The organism is Serratia sp. JSRIV002, from assembly GCF_019968725.1.
GTDB lineage: Bacteria > Pseudomonadota > Gammaproteobacteria > Enterobacterales > Enterobacteriaceae > Chania > Chania fonticola_B.
In genome coordinates this window covers 2,884,267-2,906,879 of sequence record NZ_CP074143.1, presented here as the reverse complement: position 1 = coordinate 2,906,879, position 22,613 = coordinate 2,884,267, and the positions used below count along the sequence as shown (strand labels likewise).

Sequence of the window (22,613 nt, the reverse complement as noted above, 5' to 3'; positions counted from 1 at the left end):
GTCGCCCTGCCCTCTACCGGCTTTACAAAGGAATAACAGAACTATGAAAAAATCGTTAGTCGCTGTCAGCGTCATTGTGGTGCTCGGCGCAGCATGGACTGGAGCCTCTTGGTACACCGGCAAGCTTATCGAGCAACGGATGGGGGAAATGGTAGACACCGCCAATAGCCAGTTGAAGACCATCCTGCCTAAGGCCGGGGTCAAGATGAGCTATGAAAACTACCAACGCGGGATTTTCAGCAGCCAAGCCCGTTTTGTGCTGCGTGCCGATGGTAGCATCACCACCGACGATGCCCTGCTGAAGTCCGGCGAAGAAGTGGCCTTCATTGAAACCGTCGATCACGGCCCATTCCCGCTGGCCCAGTTGAAAAAATTCAACCTGATCCCAAGCATGGCCTCGGTACATACCGAGCTGGAAAACACGCCAAAAGTCAAAACCCTGTTTGAAATCACCAAAGGCAAGTCGCTGTTCAGCGCCGATTCACGCATTGCCTACAGCGGCGATGTCGCCAGTTCCATCGATGTGATCCCGGTGGAATACCAGAAAGACAAGTCCTCACTGAAATTCAGCGGTGCCAAAATTGACGCGGATATCGGCAAGGATATGCAAACCGCTGTCCTGGATGCCAGCAGTGACAGCCTGGTGATCAGTGGCCCGAATCAGTCTGGCCAAAACGAGCAGATGACCATGCAAGGGCTGACGCTCAAAAGCAACACGCATCTGGGCCAATACGGTCTGAGCCTGGGTGAGCAAGCGCTGGGCATGAAGCAACTGACCATGGCTATCGACGGTAAAGACGCCATGACGATGGAAGGCTTCAACCTGGCCAGCCAGTTCGGCGAGAAAGGCAACAGCCTCGCAGGTCAGTTGGACTACACCATGGCAGCGTTGAAAATTCAGGGCACCGATTTTGGCGCGGGTAAGCTGCTGCTGAAAATCGACAACCTGGACGGTAAAGGGCTGAAAGAGTTTGCCGATCGTTACAACCAGCAGGCCATGGCCTTGCTGCAACAGGCAGAAACGCTGTCGCCAGAAGCCTACCAGCAGCAAACGGCTGAGATGCTGGTGCAAAACCTGCCGCTGTTGCTGAAAGGCAACCCAACCATCAGCATCGCACCGCTGAGCTGGAAAAATGCCAAGGGTGAAAGTGCCTTTACCCTTAACCTCGATCTGCTGGATCCCGCACAGGCTGGCGCTGCGGCCGAATCACCGGACCAACAGCTTGCCCGTTCGGTCAAGAAAATCGACGCGCAGTTGACTATTCCGGTCGCTATGGCGCAGGAAACCATGGCTCAAGCGGCACAGCTGCAAGGTGCCAGTGCACAACAAGCACAGCAGCAGGCCGAGCAGCAGGTGAAAAGCCTGGCGGCAATGGGCGAGATGTTCAAGATCACCACGCTGAAAGATAACGTGATTGGCAGCAGCTTCAAATATGCCGATAACCAGATTGAGCTGAACGGCACCAAAATGTCGCTGCCGGAGTTCGTGGGTATGTTCGGGATGCTGGGCGGCGCTTCCGCACCAGAAGAAGACAGTGCACCAGAACCCGATCAGCAGGATGCCGCTCCGGCACCTGAGCAGCCAACTCTGCAAGGGCAATAAAAACCCTCGAGGGCCAGACGATATCTGGCCCTTTATTTTTATCCATAAACCGCATCGCGGATCTGCATGGGATATAAACCGCCCATACCCTCAATTGCGGTGTTGGTCAGCGCTACCACGCTCAACTGCGCGACCGGGTCGTAAAACCAGCTGTGCCCATATACGCCGCCCCACTGCATAGTGCCATTATTCTGCGGCGTGGCTGCCAATGCGGCATCCACCAGCACCGCGCCACCAAAACCAAAGCCCCAACCCGGCCCCTGAATTTCTGCCTGCGCTCCTACATGGGGTTGTCGCATCAATGCGGCGGTTTCTGGCTGCAAAACTCCATTGCTACCATTACGCAGCGTCTCCACCAGGCGCAGCACATCGTCAGCGTCGCCAACCATTCCCGCGCCAGCCGAAGGATAAGCATGGCGGTCAAGCGCTCGCGAAGGCGCAAACTCCACGTCAAAACCAAACTCCTCAGGAAGCCTCAGTAGAAAGCCGTCATACATCGCTGCCGGTTGCGGTTCAGCATTGTAATAGGCAGGAGCCAGCTTATCCGCGCTCAACGTATAAAAACCGGTATTCCCCAGCCCTAGCGGTTGGCCAACCCAGCGCTCGAACAGCTGCGGCAAAGGCATATCCGCTACCTGCTCCAACACCGCACCCAATACGTCAATTGCCAGTGAGTAGCTGAATTCGCTCCCGGGTTCAGCCTGCAACGGAGCCTGCGCCAACCGCCGCAGATTTTGCTCCAGCGTTAACGAGGACCTCTCCATGCCGTCGTGGATCCCTAACCGCTGGTAGATCCCGCCCGCTGGTTGCTTGAAACGGTAATCCAGCCCGGCAGTATGGGTTAACAGGTGACGTATGGTGATCGCTGGCCGCCGTCCATCGGGCAACGCCGGGGTAAACCACGGTAGCCAACGGCTAACGGCATCATCCAGACTCAGTAGTTGCTGTTCTACCATGCGCAGCGCCGCCAGCGCGATGTAAGGTTTTGAGACCGAAGATAGCCGGAATTGGCTGTTTCTCTGCATGGGTTGCCGCTGTTCGCGATCGGCATAGCCGCTGGCACCGGCGTAAATCACCGCCCCATGCTGAGCCACCAGCACCACGCTACCCACGATCCGCCCTTCGGCGATCGCCTGCTGATTGACTGCCTCTATCCGTTGTGTCAATGCCTGAGCCATAACTGTGATCCTCTTTAGGTAATCAGGCCAGTCTACGGTGTTGATCATTAAATAAAATAGGCTAAAATTTAATGAATTATTAAGCTGGGATTATCAATAGATGAGCTCACTGCTGCAATTACTGCCGTTTTTCGACGCCGTTGCCAAATTGGGCAGCTTTACCCAGGCGGCCAATCATCTAGGCGTCACACCGCCTGCGGTGTCACAAAATATCCGCGCGCTAGAGGCCCACTTGGGAGTACGCCTGTTCAATCGCACCAGCCGTTCAGTCAGGTTAAGCGATGAAGGGCTGGCATTTTATGAAAGAATCGCCCCCGCTATGGGCCAGATTGAGATCGCGGCAGAGAATGTCAGCAGCCAACGTGGTGAGCCAAGCGGCTTATTACGAATTACCTTGCCGCAGTTGGCCGCGTCGATGCTGGTCATGCCCTATCTGCCGGAGTTCCATGCGCGCTATCCTGAACTTAAGCTGGAGCTGTTTACCGACGATCGTTTTGCCGATCTGGTGCTGGATAATTTTGATGCGGGCATCCGCATGCAGCGGATGTTGCAAAAAGATATGGTGGCCGTCCCTATCGACCACGGCCAACAACATGTGGTCGTGGCTTCTCCAGGTTATTTGGCACAACACGGCCAGCCCAAAACGCCACAGGAGTTGCAGCAGCATGACTGCATGCGCTACCGCTTTCCCGGCAGTGGCAAACTGGAACCCTGGTATTTCAGCAACGGCACTGAGCATTTGACGCTGGAGGTCAACGGGCGGCCGATCTTCAATGAAAACCAGCTGCTTAAAGACGCGGCGATAGCGGGATTAGGGCTCACCCAACGCTTTCGGGCCGCCGTACACAAAGAGTTGCAGAGCGGGCAACTGCGAGAGGTTCTGCGGGATTTTAGCCACGTCGCGCCCGGCTTCTTTATCTACTTTCCGGCAGGCCGGCATATGCCGCTCAAGCTGCGCGTCTTTATCGATTTTATGCGGGAAAAACGCGAGCAGCAGATCAGGCCGATCCGCGCTTGAGCTACTGGGTCATTGAAGACCTGGGAGGGATCTTTCACTTTTTGCTTTCAGCGTGGCATCAGAATGCGGTTCACTCATGACATTGCTGATTAAGTATCCAGGCAGAAATAGCACTTAGGGAACCTGGCGAGTAAGCCTGTTGTCCGGCCAGCAGAAATCCGCCCTGCTTCCACCAAGGCCACTGAGAGGATAGCTGGTAGTCAAACCATTCGCTCCGTAAAAGCCCGTGGGTAGCATCAGCGACCCGTCTGATACAGCGAGGTGTTTTGGCCGGTAGCGCTTCGCTCCAGACAGCGATCGTTTCGTGCGGATCGACATTCCGATCGTCCGCCCCCATCAGGATCATTACCGGCGTTTGCATCGCTGAAATATCTTTCCTTGCATCGGCCTGTGAGTTTCGACGCTCAAAGTCCTGCCGGGTACAACGAGAAATACAGGGAGATGCGGCTGCCTCCTGCGTAAACTGCCTGTCAAAAGCGGCGGCTTCACGTTCTTTCGCCTTCACGATATTTTCAGCTGACAGGCCCTCAGATTGCAGACGTTGCCCGGTATAATAAATCCCCTGAGCTCGCCAATTTATCGCCGCCCCCACCAGAATGACAAAGTCGGTTTTTACCTGTTGGCTGGCCTTTGGCACAACCCAACCCGCCTGAGAAAAGCCAAGAAAACCTATATCGCTGTGGTTAAACTCCGGTTCCTGTTTCAGTTTTCTCAGAGCAGATGCTGCTTCTTCTGCACGATCTGACAGGGTTTGTGCCAGCCAGTTACCACTGCTGGCCCCAACGCCGGATTTATCCCATGAATAAACCGCTACTCCTTGGGCAACCAGGAAATTCACCAACGGAATATAGCCGCCTTCAGACCAGCGGTCTTGAGCGCCATCGCCATGAACCAGCAGGACAAGCGGTGGCGATATCTTCCCAGAAGGGAGGATTAATGTGCCTTCCAGAATGTCCTGATGATGCTCAAAGCTGATAGTTCGTTGGTGACCATCATCGGAAAGTTCAAATTCAGATAACCGAATCAGTGAAAAAACGACCAGGAAGCTCACCATGCAGAAACCAAATATCCCATATTTGTTCATAGCCGCTCCCAAATTAAATCTCATACCGCGTCGGTTATATCAAAAATTTCGCTTTAATTTAATCGGCATCAGAGCAAGCCTATTTAGAAACACCTGAGAATTTACAAGACTGGGACAACGGCAAGATTGGAGATATAGCGGCGGATCAGGCCGATCCGCGCTTGATCAGCTCTGGGGACAGGATCACATTCTGCGGGGCCAATGAATCATCGCCAATACGTTGCAACAGCCGCAGGGCAGCACTGCGTCCAACCTCACGAGCCGAGCTGGAGATAAAGGTCAGCGGGGGTTCGGTCAGTTCGGCCTCCGGCACATCGCCAAAACCGATCAGCGCCACCTGTTGACCATAGAAACTGTCCATCCCTTCCGAACCAATACTACGGCCACTGCGCACGATACCAAAATAGGCACCCAACGCCACCGAGGCCTTATGGCACACCAACGCACTGATATTGGGATACTGACGCAACAGGTTTTCGGCAGCTTCAGCCGCTGCCCGTTGATGACAATCGCATTCGACGATCCACTCTGAGCGGAATGGCAGGCCGTATTGCACCAAGGTGGCACAGAATCCCCCCAGGCGTTCGGCGCGGGTGAGTGAATCGCTTTGTCCACCAAGGTAGGCGATCTGGCTATGGCCCCGTTTGATCAAAAATTCGGTGGCCATTTTCGCGGCCTGCATATTATCTGGCCGCACCACGTCTACACCTTCCAGCCCATTGGAACGCGCGGCACACACCAGCGGCACCCCCTGAGCTTCGGCTTTCTCTTTCAGCCCTTTCGCTGTTCGTACCCCACCCGCCAGTACCATGCCGTCGACGCCGTGCTCCAGAAGCATATCAAAACAGCGCATCAGCCCTTTGCCTTCGCGCCCGCTTTGGGTCAGAAACAGCACTTTGCCATTGGCTTCCAGAACCTCACTCACCCCGGCGGTCATCTCGGCATAAAACGGCTCACAGATATCACGCAGGATCAGCCCTACCACCCCCGATTCGCCACCCCGCAGCGTCGCGGCCTGACGGTTGCGAACATAGCCAAGCTGCTCGATCGCCTGATTCACACGGCTCATGGTGGTGGGAGAAATACGCCCTTTACCGCTCAGCACCAGGGAAACGGTGGTCACGGATACGCCTGCCAACTGTGCGACGTCAGTGATAGTGATCTTTTTGATGGTTATAACCTCTGCAATGCCCTATCAGGGCGAGTTTCACCCTGATAACAAATGGTATACCGAATCTCTCAATGCAGTAAAACGATTTACCCACATAAGTATTGTCACCGCAAAGGACCGTTCATAATTGTGATTAGGGACGCATTTTTACTAGGTAAAACGTTTTATCTTATTTTTACCTAATCAGGTACACACAACATTGCATGCTTTTTCGCCAGGAGTCGTCGGTTATGCCAGCGTCTAAAAAACAAAAAATTACGCTTTGGGAGTTTTTCCAAAGCCTGGGCAAGACATTTATGCTGCCCGTCGCACTGCTTTCATTCTGCGGCATCATGCTGGGGATCGGTAGCTCACTAAGCAGCCGTGACGTGATCACGTTGCTGCCTTTCATTGGTCATCCGGCTTTCCAACTGCTGTTCACCTGGATGAGCAAGATCGGCTCCTTTGCCTTCAGCTTCCTGCCGGTGATGTTCGCCATTGCCATTCCTTTGGGCATGGCGCGTGAGAACAAAGGCGTGGCCGCCTTCTCTGGTTTTGTCGGCTTTGCCGTGCTGAACCTGGCGACCAACTTCTACCTGACTACGTCAGGCGTGCTGCCTACCGTCGATCCGCTGGTGCTGAAAGCCAATAACATCCAGAACATTCTGGGCATTCAGTCTATCGATACCGGTATCCTAGGTGCGGTGATCGTCGGGATCATCGTTTATCTGCTGCACGAGCGTTTCAACACCATCCGCCTGCCGGATGCGCTGGCGTTCTTCGGGGGTACTCGCTTCGTCCCAATCGTCACCACTGTGGTACTGGGCCTGTGCGGCCTGATTATCCCGCTGATCTGGCCTTGGTTCGCTGCAGGTATTAACGGGTTGGGCCGTATGATTAACGGCGCTGACATGTTTGGGCCGATGATTTTCGGCTCCGGCGAGCGTCTGCTGCTGCCCTTCGGGCTGCACCATATTCTGGTAGCGCTGATCCGCTTTACCGAAGCGGGCGGTACGCTGGACGTTTGTGGCCGTGAAGTCAGCGGTGCCTTGACCATCTTCCAGGCACAGCTCTCTTGTCCAACCACCCACGGCTTTGCCGAAAGCGCTACCCGCTTCCTGTCCCAGGGTAAAATGCCTGCCTTCCTCGGTGGCCTGCCGGGTGCGGCGTTAGCCATGTACCACTGTGCCAAACCGGAGAACCGTCACAAGATCAAAGGGCTGCTGATTTCCGGTGTAGTGGCTTGTGTGGTCGGTGGTACCACCGAACCGATCGAGTTCCTGTTCCTGTTTGTGGCTCCGTTCCTGTATCTGATCCACGCTATTCTGACCGGTCTGGGCTTCACCGTGATGGCCTTGCTGGGCGTCACTATCGGTAACACCGACGGCAACATTATCGACTTCGTGGTGTTCGGTATCCTGCACGGCACCGCAACCAAGTGGTATCTGGTGCCGTTGGTGGCCGCCATCTGGTTTGTTGCCTACTATGCGATCTTCCGCTTCGCCATCCAGCGCTGGAACATTAAAACGCCGGGCCGTGAGGCGGAAACCACCGCTACACAGAGCGCCCCTGTCGGTGCCGTGGGTAAATCCGGCTATAACGTGCCTGCTATCCTGGCGGCGTTGGGCGGTAAAGAGAATATCGTTTCGCTGGATAACTGCATTACCCGCCTGCGTATGTCAGTTAACGATATGAGCAAGGTGGATGATGCGGTGCTGAAAGCCAACCGGGCTATCGGCGTGGTACACCTTAATGACCATAACCTGCAAGTGGTGATTGGCCCGCAGGTGCAATCGGTGAAAGATGAGTTAGAATCACTGATGGCCAACGCATAACCTTCCCCCCCGGGCGCAGCCTGCTGCGCCCTTGTTCGGAGTTTCACATGTTTGATTTTTCTACCCCGGTAGATCGTCACGGTACCTGGTGCACCCAGTGGGACTACATCGCCGACCGTTTTGGCACCGCAGATCTGCTGCCTTTCACCATCTCCGATATGGATTTCGCCACCGCCCCCTGCATTCTTGAAGCTCTGCAACAGCGTCTGCAACACGGCGTGTTGGGCTACAGCCGCTGGCAGCATGAAGACTTTCTTGGCGCGGTGCGGCATTGGTATCAACAACGCTTCAATGCGCCCATCGATACGACCAAGGCGGTCTATGGCCCCTCGGTGATTTACATGGTGGCGCAGCTGGTGCGTATCTGGTCGGCTCCGGGGGAATATGTGGTCACCCATACACCAGCCTATGATGCGTTCTATAAGGTGATCTTGGGTAATCAGCGTCAGGTGTTACCTTGCCCGCTGCACAAAGTGGATAACGATTGGCAATGCGATATGGCCCATCTGGAAGCCCTGCTGGCCCGTCCACAAACCAAGATCCTGCTGCTGTGCAGCCCGCAAAACCCCACTGGTAAGGTGTGGACACAGCATGAACTGGAGCAGATGGCAGAGCTGTGCGAACGCCATGACGTGAAGGTGATCAGCGATGAGATCCATATGGATATGGTTTGGGGAGAACATCGTCACACTCCATGGAGCCAAGTGGCCACCACCCCGTGGGCGTTGCTGACTTCCGGCTCTAAAACCTTCAACATTCCGGCGCTCACCGGGGCCTATGGCATTATCAGCGATGATAGTGCGCGGGATAGCTACGTTCAGGCACTAAAAAGCCGCGATGGATTATCCTCCCCTGCGGTGCTGGCAGTTGTAGCCCATATTGCCGCCTACCGCCACGGCGAGCCTTGGCTAGACGCCCTGCGCGACTATCTGCAAGATAACCTGACCTACGTGGCCGAACGGCTCAAGCAGGCGTTACCGCAGCTAAACTGGCAGCCACCGCAGGCCACCTATCTGGCATGGATTGATATACGCCCGTTAGGCATTGACGACCGCGAATTGCAGCAGGTGCTGATCGAACGAGAGAAAGTCGCCATCATGCCAGGCTTTACCTATGGCGAAGAGGGCCGTGGTTTCCTGCGCCTGAACGTCGGCTGCCCGCGCAGCAAGGTTGAGGCCGGGATGGATAAGCTGATCGCCGCGTTGCAATTTGTCCTGGACGCCAAATAGTCATATCGCCAGGGGCGTAATGCCCCTGGTTTTTCATTGAGCGTCAACGCCCCTCAGCATTGTCAGGCTACCCGTTTAAACCAGAACCATTGCGATTGACCTGATTTCATCGACTAATGACCCGAGAGCATGTCACGGCTTATCCCTGCCCCATTTTATAGTAAGCCCACTCGCATCCATCCTGTCGGACAACCGCAAACACGATGGATTAGCCTCAATATCTGATGAATGACTGGAGCAATCGATGAAATTAACGCAAATCCGCAATGCTACGCTCGTGCTGGAATATTCCGGTAAAAAATTTCTTATCGACCCGATGCTGGCAGAAAAGGAAGCCTGGGATGGCTTTGCCGGGAATGCTCGCCCGCACCTGCGTAATCCCATGGTTGCTTTGCCTGTGGCCGTAGAGCATTTACTGGCTGTTGATGCCGTTATCCTGACCCACACCCACACCGATCACTGGGATGAGGCGGCACAGCAGGCTGTACCCAAAGACATGCTTATCTACACGCAGGATGAGAACGACGCGGCGCTGATCCGTTCCCAGGGCTTTCGCAACATTCGCGTGCTGCAAGATGAAAATCATTTCGTTGACGGTCTGACTATTTATAAAACGGACGGCCAGCACGGCAGTAACGAATTGTACGCAGATGCCCAATGGGGTGATTTACTGGGTGATGCATGCGGGCTGGTCTTCACTCATCATGATGAAAAAACACTTTATATCGCGGGTGATACCGTCTGGGTTAAACCTTATGTAAGAAGCCTGCAACGCTTCAAGCCGGAGATTGTGGTGCTAAACACCGGCTATGCTGTCAACGACCTTTACGGCCCGATTATCATGGGCAAAGAGGACACGCTGCGCACGCTACAGATGTTGCCGACTGCCACCATCGTGGCGTCTCATATGGAATCGATTAACCATTGCCTTCTTACGCGCGCGGAGTTAAAAGAGTTCACCCTTGAACACAGCATTGATGATCGAGTGCTTATTCCTGTAGACGGTGAAACAATGGCGTTCTGATCAATCACGCCGTCTGATTGAGGGAAGGATGCCATTACGAATCCTTTGGTCAGTCAAAATCAGCATGTTAGCCGTCGGTGATCCGGCGGTTGTCATTTACGGTAAGGTTAACGTTATGTCTACACTGACGGTCGCCGTGATCGCCACGGCCGGATTTAGCCCGTTTCACTTTTCAGTGCCCTGTATTATTTTCGGACAGTCGATGCCGCAGCCGGATTTATTCAGCGTCGAAATCTGTGCTGAACAACCGGGCATCGTTCTGTCTGATATTGGCCTGTCCATCAATGTGGAGCATGGCCTTGAGCGGCTTGATGTCGCAGACATTGTTATCGTGCCCTACTGGCATCATCCTGAAGAAAGACCCTCGCAGGCGCTGCTGGATAAGCTCATAAGCGCATGGCAGCGCGGCGCAGAAGTGGTGGGCCTTTGTCTCGGCGCTTACGTGCTGGCCTATTCCGGTTTGCTTGATCGGCACCGCGCCGCAACGCACTGGGAGTACGAACAGGACTTTATTGAAAGATTTCCCGCCGTGCATCTGGACAGCAACTCGCTGTATACCAGTGATGAACGTCTTATTACCTCTGCCGGCACCGCCGCCGGCATTGACTGCTGCCTGAATATTATCCGTGACCATTACGGAACTGCGGTTGCCAACCGGGTGGCACGAAGAATGGTTGTTCCTCCCTACCGGGAAGGCGGTCAGGCTCAGTTTATTGAACGCCCCATACCGGTATCGACGCGTGACAGCAAAATGAACGAGTTGATGGACTACCTGCGTCGCAATCTGGACAAGCCGCACGATCTCGACTCACTGGCCGGGTTTGTCAGCATGAGCCGGCGAACGTTGACCCGTCATTTTTTCAAGGCAACCGGAACCACGCTGGGAGAATGGCTTAACGCAGAGCGTCTGCAAAGAAGCCAGGAATTGCTGGAAACCACGGACGACAGCATTGAAAGTGTGTCGGACATGGCGGGGTTTCAGTCGCCGATTTCTTTCCGCCAGAGTTTTAAGGCGAGATTCAGCGTCAGCCCAAGCGAATGGCGCCGGGCATTTCGTGGCCCTGCGCCTGTGGATCTGGAAAAGACCTGAGCGCAAGCCATAAAGAACCGTGGCTAAATATAAAACGCATGGGGGAGTCCATCGTCGCTTTATCCTGAACGGCGATCTTGCGATTTAATGTGACAATTATCACTTTTTTATGCAACTCAATAGCTATTTTCATTCGTTTGTTTTTATACTGTTCTGCACTTCACCTATTCAAAAATAATGAGTGCCGCCATGATTGACTCCCGCTTGCCCCTTACTGATATTCACCGTCATCTGGACGGTAACATCCGCGCGCAAACCATTCTTGAACTCGGCCGCCAGTTCAACCTAGCCCTGCCAGCCAACGAGCTGGCTGCCCTGCTTCCCCATGTGCAAATCACCCATACCGAACCCGACCTGATGAGCTTTTTGCAAAAGCTTGACTGGGGAGTCGCGGTGCTGGGCGATCTGGATGCCTGCCGTCGCGTGGCTTATGAAAACGTGGAAGATGCGGCAAATGCCGGGTTGCACTACGCCGAGCTGCGTTTCTCCCCCTACTACATGGCGATGAAGCACCAGTTACCGGTGGCTGGCGTGGTGGAAGCGGTGATTGACGGCATTCGCTCTGGTTGCCGCGACCGCGATATTGACGTACGCCTGATTGGCATCATGAGCCGTACCTTCGGCGAAGCGGCCTGCCTGCAAGAGCTAGACGCCCTACTGACCCATCGCGACGGCATCACCGCGTTGGATCTAGCTGGCGATGAGCTAGGCTTCCCTGGCAGCCTGTTCCTTAGCCATTTCAACCGTGCACGTGACGCTGGCCTGCGCATTACCGTTCATGCCGGTGAAGCCGCTGGTCCAGAAAGCATCTGGCAGGCGATCCGTGAGTTGGGTGCAGAGCGCATTGGGCACGGGGTTAAAGCGGTGGAGGATCCAGCACTGATGGATTATCTGGCGCAGCATGGGATCGGCATTGAGTCGTGCCTGACTTCAAATATTCAAACCAGCACCGTAGCTTCGTTGGCACAACATCCGCTGGCCACCTTCCTGCGCCATGGCGTGGTAGCTTCCCTCAATACCGACGATCCAGCTGTGCAAGGCATTGAGATTGAACACGAATACCGCGTAGCGGCGCCGCAGGCCGGATTAACGCCGCAAGAAATCCGCACCGCCCAGGAAAACGGCCTGAAGATGGCCTTCCTCAGCGAGCAGGAAAAACAGGCGCTACGCGCGAAAGTGCTTGGCTGATCCCTTGCTGCAGGCTCAGCGGCACTGGCCGTTGGGTCTGCTCTCAGGATCTTGTCTTGGCCGTTCTGGATATTTCCATCTCAAAACGCAAAACTCAGTAATCATGAGTTTTCGCTCCATAAGTATCAGACTATAGCCCCAGAATAAAATGTGCTATGGTTGATTTTTGAACTCGTCATTTATCCTCAACAGTATAGACGTCAGAAACTAAAGTTATAAATGGTGCGCATATGGATTTGTACAGATATACGGAAAACTTATCGCTATTTATTGATATTGCCAGAAATGGTTCATTTTCTTCTGTTGCACGCAGGCACGGGGTGAACCCATCCTCGATCATGCGCAAAATAAACAGGCTTGAAGATGTAATGGGGATAAAGTTATTTATCCGTTCGCCCCGTGGTCTAATGCTTACCGATGCCGGAGAGGCCTTATATCTTCGATCAATAAAAATTCTTGATGCTCTCAGTGATATGTATAGTGAAATTGGCTCAATGAATACAGGGCTGAAAGGAATTTTACGTGTTAGCTGTTTGCCTACCTTCGCCAAACTTCATATATTCCCATGGCTAGCTGAGTTCAAGAAAAATTTCCCTGATATTGATCTTGCGCTGGATTTAACTGAACGGTTGACCAATCCATCGATCGAACGGCTTGATGCCGTCATCAGAATTGGCCCCCTAAAAGACAGCGCTCTGTATGCCACGCATATTGCAGACCAGTATTGGATAGCATGTGCAAGCCCGTTTTATCTGCAAAACCATGGTCATCCAAGCGGGCTTGATGAACTTGAAGGGCATCATCTGCTAGATAAATTTCAGGATCCCTATTCGATATGTTGGCGGAGAGTGATCTATCAGGATCCCGAGAGGAAGCATCATATCTATCTACGCTGCAATGATTTTGATGCACTGCGCAATTCGGCTGTCCATGGATTAGGTATTGCATTCCTTCCTAACTGGGTGGTCGGTACTGATATCAACGCAGGACGACTCGTGAAAGTCTTTGATGATCCTCAGCGGCAGACTCAGGAAATCCACCTCTTACGTGCCGAACCAAAAATTTCCCCTAGGTTGACAGCGTTTCTTCAGGCACTACATAAACACCTGGCCAACGAATTGGGGAAACCTTAGAAATAATCCTCATGTTATGAAGAAGGGGGAGACGGTCGACGGAACAAAGACAACATACCTGTGAAGTTTAAGAACATGACGATCAGGGAAGTGATAACGCCAAGCAACGCAATGCCAAACCATCCAAATCGCAGGCTTAGCTCTGCGCCTATACTTGTGCCAAAGGCTCCGCCGAGAAAATAGCAAAACATAAAAACAGTATTGAGCCGACTGCGGGCAGCTTCTGACAATGCCAGAGCGCGTAACTGATTGCCAACCAGGCCTGCACGTCCCCCAACATCTAGAAAAATGACGCTGATGATGAGTGCGGTCAAATAGTGTCCTGACATTGCCAACAGTAAAAAACCGACTATAGCGCAGAGGCTGCCTAAAAAAACAATCGTCTGTGGCGTGTATCTGTCCGCCAAATTACCGATGATCGGTGTCATCAGGATCCCTGCGATTCCAGCAAAACCGAAAGCTCCAACAATATCACTACCGAAATGATAAGGAGGACGAGACAGAAGCAAAGCCAAAGCCCCCCATAGTGCACTGAAAGAGCCAAACAGTAAGGCTCCAGACAGACAGGCTTTGCGTAACTCGCTCTCTTGCCGGAAATAGGTTAAGAGCGATACGATTAACTGCCGGTAAGGCATCGGATTTTTTGATGGGCAGTTATGAGGCAGAAAGCGATAGATTATCGCGATCATTATCGCATTGATGGCCGCTGCTATGATGTACATAGCACGCCATCCCCAGTGCTCGCCAATAACGCCTGAAAGGATACGAGCAAACAGCACTCCAGCCATCAGTCCACTCATCACTATTCCGACAGCCCGCCCCCGCTGTTCTGGGGGCGCCAACAAAGTCGCCATTGGAATAATTATTTGTGCACCTACTGCGGTCATACCAATGGCGATATGACTTATCAGTAGTTGTGCAATATCTTGAGCCATAGCAGCGAACAGTGAGGCAGCGGCATTAATCCCCAGTAAAATACCCAGCAGTCTCCGCCGCACAACGCGATCGCCCAAGGGGACAAAAAAGACCAATCCTGCAGCGTAAGATAACTGAACAACCATCGCAATTGAGCCTACCGTCTTGGCATCTGCGCTGAATTCCCTGGAAAATAACGCCAGTAACGGTTGGTTATAATAAATATTCGCCACAGACAGAGCACACAAACAGGCTAACGAAAAGTAAACCCTTGTATCTATCATAGTAAATTCACCATTATCATTAACTGCTTCAGTAGAATTAAAATGAGCCCTACCTCCCTGGGGGAACAGGCAAGAATTTTTGTTCCTGTAAGTAACCGAGATAACGATCAAGAAGTTCATACTTCAGTGAAGGCAACACATATCTGGCTGATTCGGTGGCCTCCTTGACTTCTTTGTAGCGGAACCTTTCAATTTCCCGGCCAAATCGTAATATTTTGTCGTGTGCGCCTTCAGAACCATAAAGAGGTAGGAACTTGTACAATGCATTTTCATCATTATCCGCTAGCAGCTTACTCTGCCATTCATAAAAAGGTATGATTTTAATATTGTACCCTCTGGCATTCAGCCAGTTTACAATACCATTCCAATGAATTAGCCCATTGTAATTAAAAAGATTTAACACTTCTCCACCCTGACATCTATATTTTAGCTGGCTCATTAAGGCTGCCGTATAGTCGATTGGGGTAAAATTAATTGTTCGTGCAAGTTCAGGTGCATATCCTAATTGAATACAACTTTTTACAAACAACATAAATTGATTATTAGCAAATAGCGCAGCACCAGTTTTGCTGTGGCCGGAGATGTAACCAAGGCGGAATAGGTTGGCTTTGCCCCCTTCATTCTGGAAGCAAGAAAGTAACTTTTCAGCTTCCCACTTTGACAATAAATACCCCATATCTGAATGCCAAGGTGTGCGATCAGGAAGTTCCTCAACATAAAAACCCTGTGTGTCTTTTTTAGCTGCAGAACCCAATGTTGATACAAAGTTGACTATCTTTTTTTTTCCTGTCCGCGCCATCGAAATAATATCAGCGAGGCTATCAACATTGGCACTCTTGAGGGCTTCATAAGATCTTATGTGATTGACACGAGCAGCAATATGATAGATAACATCAACTTCTTTGCAGGGTTCTTTATAATGCACTTTGTTGATACCAAGAGATGGTTGCGTGATATCTCCTTCTATCATATGGATGTTTTTGGTATAGACCAGTACATCCAAGCTATCAATTGAGAACTTATGGTATGCATCAATCAGTCTCTGCCTTTCATTATTCGGCTGAATATTTCGACATAATATATATATCTTACCAACGGAAACATCGGCAAGTAAATCATGAAGCAAGTAGGCCCCGACAAATCCAGTTGCCCCTGTGATTAATATATTGGTTTTATTTTTCATTTTATCACCCAAATAGTAAATAACCCGTTTTTATTTTATTTACTGGTGACAATAGTGGAATACCATTAAATCAGATAATGGCTTTGCAGATACCGCAAAGCTCATGCAGAGAAAATAAGAGATTTATCCAAAGTCTGAAATCCGTTTGCCAGTTGGGGACGGCACCGATCCCGATATCCACCAGTGCCAAATCCCCGACCGGACAATTCAATTCCGTTAAGCCCACAACCCACGGCATGTCAGGGCTGATACGGCAGCACCACCCGGTGGCTCTCCTCGATCAGGGCCACAATTTCCGTTCGTGGCCCCTCCAACCAAGCTTGGCTGCGGTAGAAGGCCTGCAATACCTGTTCCATTTCCGCCATGCCGTCAAACTGCCGCAGCAGGTAATAGGCATCGGGATCGTGTAGCGAGACACCGTACTCCAGCACAGTGATCCCTGCGGCCCTATGCAGCGGAACACTGTCATGCTGCATGATGTGGTGAAAACGCTCGCCGCTACCCGCTTGTAAACGATATTGCAAAATCTCGACTACCTTGCTCATGCTACGTCCTTGTTATTTAGTTACGGCCACTTCACGCTGCTGGGCTGTTTTACGCGCATAGCGCTGTGCCAGCACCGCACATACCATCAACTGTACCTGATGGAAAATCATCAACGGTAATACCATCGCCCCAACGGCGGCAGCAGGAAATAGCACGTTGGCCATCGGAATGCCGTTGGCCAGGCTCTTTTTCGAACCACAAAACACGATAGTGATCTCATCGGCGGTATCAAAGCCCAGCCAACGTGCGGCATAGGTGTTGATAACCAGTACCACCGCCAACAGCACCAGCGACATCACCAGGATCGTCAGCAGCGACCAGCCGTCAATGGTGTGCCAAATCCCCTCAACCACCGCCGCGCTGAACGCGGTATAGACCACCAGCAGGATCGAGGAACGGTCGGTGAGGTTAATCAGTTTACGATGGCGATCGATCCATTTGCCAATCAGCGGGCGCGCCAGATGGCCAATAACAAACGGCACCATCAGTTGCAGAATAATCGAGCCAATGGCATGCAGTACGTCAGTATTGCCTCCTTGCGTATGCATCAATGCCCCCACCAGCAGCGGAGACAGGAATACCCCAAGAATGCTGGATGCCGAAGCGCTGCAGATCGCCGCCGCCACGTTCCCTCCTGCTGCGGAGGTGAAGGCGATTGCCGATTGAACCGTGGCAGGCAAAGCACACAGATAGAGGAAACCCAGATAAACGGTAGGCGTCATCAAGCCCGGCACCAGCAGGTTCATCGACAACCCTAACAAGGGGAAGAGCGCAAAGGTACTGAGAAACACCACCAGGTGCAGCTTCCAGTGGCTCATGCCGGCAACGATCGCCTCACGGGAGAGTTTCGCCCCGTGCATGAAGAACAACAAGGCTATCGCGGCGGTAGTTAAATGTTCGAAGAAAGTCTGCCAAATCCCTTCACAGGGTAGCAATGAGGCCAACAGCACCACCATCAGCAGTACCAGTAAAAACTTGTCGATACGTAGACGTTGTAACCAGGACATCCTGCAAAATTCCTTGCTATTTAATACGTAAAAAGGGTTCAGAAGCGCTCTGAACCCTACTGTTATTATTGATATTAGCTGACCGGTAGCGCTTTTTGCTGTTTGGCCGACTCAATGCCCAGCTCGATCATTTCCATGACCTGTATCGCCTCGCTGGCTGGAACCGGGTTGGCACCGGCACCGGAAATTGCGTCGCGAATGGCGGCGTAATAGGCCGGGTAATTGCCCGGAATGGTCAACAGCGGCTGTTCCGCCAGCATACCGTCACGTGACAACGTCACCACTCCGTCGCGCATGTCGTAACCCCAGTCGGCCTGCGGCAAACGCTCACCGGCTTTCAGGCGGTCTTCCTGGGGATCCAGACCATACTTGATAAAGCTGCCCTGTGTACCGTGCACAATGTAACGGGCGGTTTCTGCCGCTGCCAGTACCGTGCCATGCAGCACCACACGCCGATGGCCGTAATTAAGCACCGCATGGAAGTAATCTACCGATTGTGAACCCGGGCGTAGCTCGCCGAGATCGACAAACAGCGTTTGTGGCTTGCCAAATAGCTGCAACGCCTGGTCGATCAGATGCGGCCCCAGATCGTACCAAATACCGCTGCCAGCCCCACCTTGCTCACGCCAGCGCTGGCGGACTTCCGGGCGGAAACGATCGAAATGGGATTCAAAATAGACTACTTCCCCTAAAGCGCCGTCTTTCAGCAAGGCTTTTAAGGTCAGGAAATCGCTGTCCCAGCGGCGGTTGTGAAACACTGAAAGCAGTTGTCCACTCTGCTCTGCCTGCTGTTGTAGCTGCTGCGCCTGTGACAGTGTCACGGTAAACGGTTTATCGACCACCACATGCTTGCCCGCCGCCATCGCCTGTTGCGCCAGCGGGAAATGGGTATCGTTCGGGGTTGGAATGACAATCAGGTCAATCGAGGGATCGTTAAACAGCGCCTGCGGGTCGCTGACCACCGTCATCATCGGCCAGTCAGCGTGGACTTTACCGGCGTCGCTGCTGGAAACGGCAGCCAACGCCATGCCAGGGGTTCCTGCGATCAGCGGAGCATGAAAGGTCTTGCTGGCGTAACCATAGCCCACCAGGCCAACGCGGATTGTTTCAGACATCTTGTTTCCTCATACAGGGCGATATACGCATCAATTCCAGGCAGATGAAATGCTACGTCCGTGTAAGTTGGGGCAAGAAAGCCACCCCTGAGTGTTGCCGCTAGAAAAATGAAGTAGGGATTGATGCGATTTGACACCATCATGCGGGCTGGAACAAGAGCTAAATGCAAATCGATAATACACGGGCAATACAACAAAGCGGGCGCTGCACGCGGCGCCCCCAACAACGATCGTATCCGTTGGCCGATTAACGGGATGCGGCAATCAGTGGCCGATCCCGGGAATGGTTCACCGGGTAGTTGATCTCCAGGCTACGGCGGCGAAAATCGCTGGGGCTGACGCCAACTCGCTTACGAAACACCCGGGAAAAATAGAGTTGATCGTCATAGCCAACCACCCGGCCAATGGTGGCAATCGATTCCTGGGTAGTTTGCAGCAGCAATTTGGCGCGGATCACTCGCTGATCTTCACGCCAGCGCAAGATATTTATCCCGACCTGGTCACGGAACAGATGTGCCAGCCGCGATGGCGAAAGACAAACGTGGCGGGCCACTTCATCGATACGCAGCTCCCCTGCCAGATTGCCGGTAATGAACTGGCAAGCCTCAATCACCCGTGGGTCCATAATCTTCTGTGGGCTGAGGGGATCCTCCTCCATCGCGCGCAGCAACAGCCGTTCCAGCAGGTTCATGCCAATTTCTTCGGCAAAACGGCGGCCGGAGCGTTGGGTCTGCTCAATGTTGGCAAACAGACGGTCAAATTCGGTCAGCAACGGGTTGTTGGGCAACGTCAGACGCCCCACCTGATGCGCCTTGCTGTGCCATTCCAGCCAGTCGGCCCAATAGGCCCGCGGGCGGAAATACACCCAACGGTGATACCAGCAGTCACTATCCGGTGATCGGCCATAGTTATGCGCCGCCTTGGGCGGAAACAGCAGGAGATCGCCGGGGTTACAGTAAAACGTTTCCTCACCGTCAAACACCTTGCCCTGGCCTTTAATGGTCAGATTGAGGATGTAGCCCTTCATGCCGCCGGGGCGGTCGATAAAGAAATCCAGCGGCCCGTCTGCCATAATCGGCGTCAGCCCGGCAACCAGGTAGGCGTTAAAGGTGTAACCCGGCAACAACGGGTTCGGTTGGGGTTCCTGAACCATGCGATGATACATCTGGCCTCCGAATGTGTCGTTTCTTTATCCCAAAACTTGGCAAGATGAGTGGTCTGCTTCCCTCACCCTAACCCTCTCCCACAGGGAGAGGGAACCGATCGAGTTCGTTGATTTTTCTGTGTAATACCTGCCTTTCCTCTTACTACCTACTTACCGAAGCTGCACGGGCCAACCACGCGCTCCGTGCAGCTCCCTCTCCTTTGGGGAGAGGGTTGGGGTGAGGGGAAAATAGAGATTGCTGAATAAACGACAAAACACTATCCACCTATAGCAAGTTTACCCATTCGGCAAAATGCTGCTCATAGCAATCACAAAATTGTGATGGGTCTTCACGCCCTGCTCTTCGCTTGTTGCTTGTAGCGGTCAAAAATCACCGCGGCCAGCAGGATCACGCCGCGCACCACATACTGCGAGAACGGCGAGATGTTCAGCAGGTTCATGGCGTTCTCCACCGTACCCAGGATCAGGATCCCGGCGATAACGTAGGAAATTTTGCCGATGCCGCCTTTGAGCGAAACGCCCCCCAGCACGCAGGCGGAGATCACGATCAGCTCATAACCGATGGAGGTCATCGGCTGGCCGCTGGTCATACGCGAAGCCAGAATAATGCCCGCAGCGGCAGATACCAGTCCGGAAAGCACAAAGATGATGATCTTGGTACGCACTACCGGCACCCCGGCCAGACGAGCCGCCTCCTCGTTGCCACCGATAGCCAGGGTATTACGGCCAAAGGTGGTTTTATTGAGCAGGAAACCAAACAGGATAAGACAGCCGATAGTGATCCAAATCGGTGCAGGCAGCCCCCACCAGTTGGCATAGCCGAGCGCAAAGAACCGCTCATCTTCGATCCCCACCGCTTTCCCATCGGAAATGATATAGGCCAAGCCGCGGAAGATCTGCATGGTGGCCAACGTGGTGATCAGCGCGTTAATCTTCAGCCGGGCGATCACAAAACCATTGATCAGCCCAGAGAGCACACCTAACAGCAAACCGGCAGCCACGCCGATCCACAGGCTCTCGGTCATGTTGATCACCACCGCCGCGGTGACACCCGCACAGGCGATAACCGACGCCACCGACAGGTCAAAATCACCTGAGGCCAGACAAAACAGCATGCCACACGCCACCATCCCGGACATAGAGATCGCCAGCCCCAGGCCTTTCATATTGATAAAACTGCCAAAATTCGGCACGAACGCCACGCAGGCGACAAACAGCACGGCGAATACCACCAGCATGCCATAGCTGTCCCAGATACGCGCCAACCCAAGGCCACCGCGGTTTTTCACAGAATTGGTTGTCATGCTCGACATCTCTTGCTCCTTCACAATCAGGCTATCGCCGCAGCAATATCGGGGGTACGTAACATCGCCAGGCTGAGGGCTTTTTCCTCAGTGGCCTCGCTATGGGTCAACTCGCCAGAGATCGCCCCTTCACGCATCACTATGATGCGATCCGCCAGCCCCAGCACTTCGGGCAAATCGCTGGAGGCGAACAGCACCGCAATGCCCTGCTGCGCCAGCTGATAAATCACGTGGTAGATTTCGTGTTTTGCGCCAACGTCGATACCGCGTGTCGGCTCATCCAGCAGGATCACCTTCATCTCTTCCGACAGCCAGCGGCCCAGGATCGCCTTCTGTTGATTGCCACCGGAGAGGTTCATGATCAGCTGTTCGGCAGTGGGGGTTTTGATATTCAGCGCGCGGATGTGGTGATCGGCATTGCTGGTTTCCCAGGCGTTATCAATCAGGCAGCCCGCCTTGATGCTTTTGCGGCGTGCGCTGATGTTGATATTGTCGCGCACCGAGTGCACCGGAATGATGCCGTCGGCCTTACGATCTTCCGGGCACAGCATTACGCCTGCACGGATAGCATCGATCGGTGAACGGACATCAAGCCGCTTGCCATCGAGCATCAATTGGCCCGCAGTGACCCGCGTAGCGCCAAAAATCCCTTTCATCAATTCGCTGCGCCCTGCACCCACCAGACCAAACAGGCCAACAATTTCGCCAGCGCGTACGTTGAGGCTGATAGGCGTTTTCACCCCGACGGCCTGCAGATCGGTAAGCTGCAACCGCACTTCTCCCAACTCGCGTGGCTGGTAGCCATAAACATCGCCAAGATCGCGACCCACCATCGCCTGCACCAGCACTTCATTGTTGACCTGCTGCATATCGTCGAAGGTACGTACATAGCGGCCATCCTTAAACACGGTGATGGCGTCACTCAGCGCAAAGATTTCCTCCATCCGGTGTGAGACATACAGGATCACTCGCCCTTCAGCCCGCAGCTCGCGGATCACCCGGAACAGCTGCTCAATTTCACGTGCCGACAACGAACTGGTCGGCTCATCAAACGCAATCACTTTGGCGTTACGCGCCAGAGCCTTGGCAATCTCCACCATCTGCCATTGACCAATCGACAGGTACTTCAACGGAGTATCCGGATCGATGTCCAAACCGAGGTGTTCCAGCTGTAAGCGGGACTCATAACGCAGCAGTTTACGATCCACCAGGCCATGTTTGGTCGGCAACTGGCCAAGGTAAATGTTCTCTGCCACGGTCATTTCCGGCACCAGATGCAGTTCCTGGTAGATAATCGCCACCCCGGCGTTCAGCGCGTCGGTGGTATTGGCAAACTGTACGGCTCGCCCCTGGAGGTGGATCTCCCCTTTGCTTGGGGCGTAATTGCCGCTGAGGATTTTCAGCAGCGTCGATTTCCCGGCACCGTTTTCCCCCATCAGGGCGTGGATCTGCCCGGCCTGACAGCTGAAACTGATATCATCCAGCGCTTTGACGCCAGGGAAGCTTTTACCGATGCCTTTAAAAGCCAGATAGGGCGTGACGGCAGTCATAGTGCTTTCCTC

The 22,613-nt window shown here is 53.3% G+C and carries 19 protein-coding genes; 8 read left to right on the top strand and 11 right to left on the bottom strand.

Translation table 11 applies throughout. The annotated features are described in order from the left end of the window. The first annotated feature begins 43 nt into the window (after positions 1-43). Positions 44-1,603 carry a YdgA family protein gene (locus KGP26_RS13735; RefSeq protein ID WP_223501417.1) on the top strand — a complete coding sequence of 520 codons (1,560 nt, stop codon included), beginning with the start codon at positions 44-46 and terminating at the stop codon, positions 1,601-1,603. 38 nt (positions 1,604-1,641) lie between these two features. Here KGP26_RS13735 and KGP26_RS13730 read toward each other — a convergent pair whose 3' ends face one another. Then, positions 1,642-2,781, bottom strand: coding sequence for a serine hydrolase domain-containing protein (locus tag KGP26_RS13730; RefSeq protein WP_371824945.1), 1,140 nt, complete (start codon positions 2,779-2,781; stop codon positions 1,642-1,644). 100 nt (positions 2,782-2,881) lie between these two features. Between KGP26_RS13730 and KGP26_RS13725 the strand changes: the two genes are divergently transcribed. Continuing rightward, positions 2,882-3,799 (top strand): LysR family transcriptional regulator, encoded by a 918-nt coding sequence (locus tag KGP26_RS13725; RefSeq protein ID WP_209523594.1) that lies wholly within the window; start codon positions 2,882-2,884, stop codon positions 3,797-3,799. A gap of 70 nt (positions 3,800-3,869) precedes the next feature. Here KGP26_RS13725 and KGP26_RS13720 read toward each other — a convergent pair whose 3' ends face one another. Together KGP26_RS13720 and KGP26_RS13715 are read right to left on the bottom strand one after the other, a co-directional pair. Further along, a complete protein-coding gene (locus tag KGP26_RS13720) occupies positions 3,870-4,883 on the bottom strand; it encodes a S9 family peptidase (protein WP_218519396.1) in 1,014 nt (337 codons plus the stop codon). A gap of 145 nt (positions 4,884-5,028) precedes the next feature. Further along, positions 5,029-6,060 carry a Mal regulon transcriptional regulator MalI gene (locus KGP26_RS13715; RefSeq protein WP_037374777.1) on the bottom strand — a complete coding sequence of 344 codons (1,032 nt, stop codon included), beginning with the start codon at positions 6,058-6,060 and terminating at the stop codon, positions 5,029-5,031. A 224-nt stretch (positions 6,061-6,284) separates the two neighbouring features. Here KGP26_RS13715 and malX point away from each other — a divergent pair, with 224 nt between their 5' ends. From malX to KGP26_RS13685, 6 genes are all read left to right on the top strand, one after another. Then, entirely contained in the window at positions 6,285-7,868 is a 1,584-nt protein-coding gene (gene malX / locus KGP26_RS13710) for a maltose/glucose-specific PTS transporter subunit IIBC (RefSeq protein ID WP_223665575.1), read from the top strand. A 47-nt stretch (positions 7,869-7,915) separates the two neighbouring features. Further along, a complete protein-coding gene (locus KGP26_RS13705; RefSeq protein WP_223665574.1) occupies positions 7,916-9,097 on the top strand; it encodes a MalY/PatB family protein in 1,182 nt (393 codons plus the stop codon). A gap of 244 nt (positions 9,098-9,341) precedes the next feature. Next, positions 9,342-10,121 carry an MBL fold metallo-hydrolase gene (locus tag KGP26_RS13700; protein ID WP_223499455.1) on the top strand — a complete coding sequence of 260 codons (780 nt, stop codon included), beginning with the start codon at positions 9,342-9,344 and terminating at the stop codon, positions 10,119-10,121. Between the two features lie 115 nt (positions 10,122-10,236). Beyond that, a complete protein-coding gene (locus KGP26_RS13695; protein ID WP_021804508.1) occupies positions 10,237-11,211 on the top strand; it encodes a GlxA family transcriptional regulator in 975 nt (324 codons plus the stop codon). Between the two features lie 189 nt (positions 11,212-11,400). After that, positions 11,401-12,399, top strand: a complete 999-nt coding sequence (add, locus tag KGP26_RS13690; protein WP_021804509.1) for an adenosine deaminase — start codon at positions 11,401-11,403, stop codon at positions 12,397-12,399. Positions 12,400-12,629: 230 nt separating this feature from the next. After that, complete coding sequence (locus KGP26_RS13685; RefSeq protein ID WP_223665573.1) at positions 12,630-13,532, top strand: LysR family transcriptional regulator; 903 nt, start codon at positions 12,630-12,632, stop codon at positions 13,530-13,532. Positions 13,533-13,546: 14 nt separating this feature from the next. On the opposite strand, the gene KGP26_RS13680 is transcribed toward KGP26_RS13685, so the two are convergent. The 8 genes from KGP26_RS13680 to araG all read right to left on the bottom strand — a co-directional run bounded on the left by KGP26_RS13680 (position 13,547) and on the right by araG (position 22,601). Next, on the bottom strand, positions 13,547-14,680 hold the full coding sequence (locus KGP26_RS13680; protein WP_245398324.1) for an MFS transporter: 1,134 nt from the start codon (positions 14,678-14,680) through the stop codon (positions 13,547-13,549). A gap of 100 nt (positions 14,681-14,780) precedes the next feature. Then, positions 14,781-15,914 (bottom strand): thioester reductase domain-containing protein, encoded by a 1,134-nt coding sequence (locus tag KGP26_RS13675; RefSeq protein WP_223665572.1) that lies wholly within the window; start codon positions 15,912-15,914, stop codon positions 14,781-14,783. Between the two features lie 239 nt (positions 15,915-16,153). After that, positions 16,154-16,459 (bottom strand): NIPSNAP family protein, encoded by a 306-nt coding sequence (locus KGP26_RS13670; protein WP_223665571.1) that lies wholly within the window; start codon positions 16,457-16,459, stop codon positions 16,154-16,156. A 12-nt stretch (positions 16,460-16,471) separates the two neighbouring features. Then, the gene (locus KGP26_RS13665) at positions 16,472-17,467 is read right to left on the bottom strand and encodes a bile acid:sodium symporter family protein (protein ID WP_021178046.1); all 996 of its coding nucleotides are present in this window, start codon (positions 17,465-17,467) and stop codon (positions 16,472-16,474) included. 74 nt (positions 17,468-17,541) lie between these two features. Next, positions 17,542-18,582 carry an oxidoreductase gene (locus KGP26_RS13660; protein ID WP_094981774.1) on the bottom strand — a complete coding sequence of 347 codons (1,041 nt, stop codon included), beginning with the start codon at positions 18,580-18,582 and terminating at the stop codon, positions 17,542-17,544. Between the two features lie 247 nt (positions 18,583-18,829). Further along, positions 18,830-19,747 (bottom strand): arabinose operon transcriptional regulator AraC, encoded by a 918-nt coding sequence (araC, locus tag KGP26_RS13655; protein WP_059200735.1) that lies wholly within the window; start codon positions 19,745-19,747, stop codon positions 18,830-18,832. 329 nt (positions 19,748-20,076) lie between these two features. Continuing rightward, the gene (araH, locus tag KGP26_RS13650) at positions 20,077-21,060 is read right to left on the bottom strand and encodes an L-arabinose ABC transporter permease AraH (protein WP_021178049.1); all 984 of its coding nucleotides are present in this window, start codon (positions 21,058-21,060) and stop codon (positions 20,077-20,079) included. A gap of 17 nt (positions 21,061-21,077) precedes the next feature. Continuing rightward, positions 21,078-22,601, bottom strand: a complete 1,524-nt coding sequence (gene araG / locus KGP26_RS13645; protein WP_179251512.1) for an L-arabinose ABC transporter ATP-binding protein AraG — start codon at positions 22,599-22,601, stop codon at positions 21,078-21,080. Positions 22,602-22,613 lie beyond the last annotated feature (12 nt).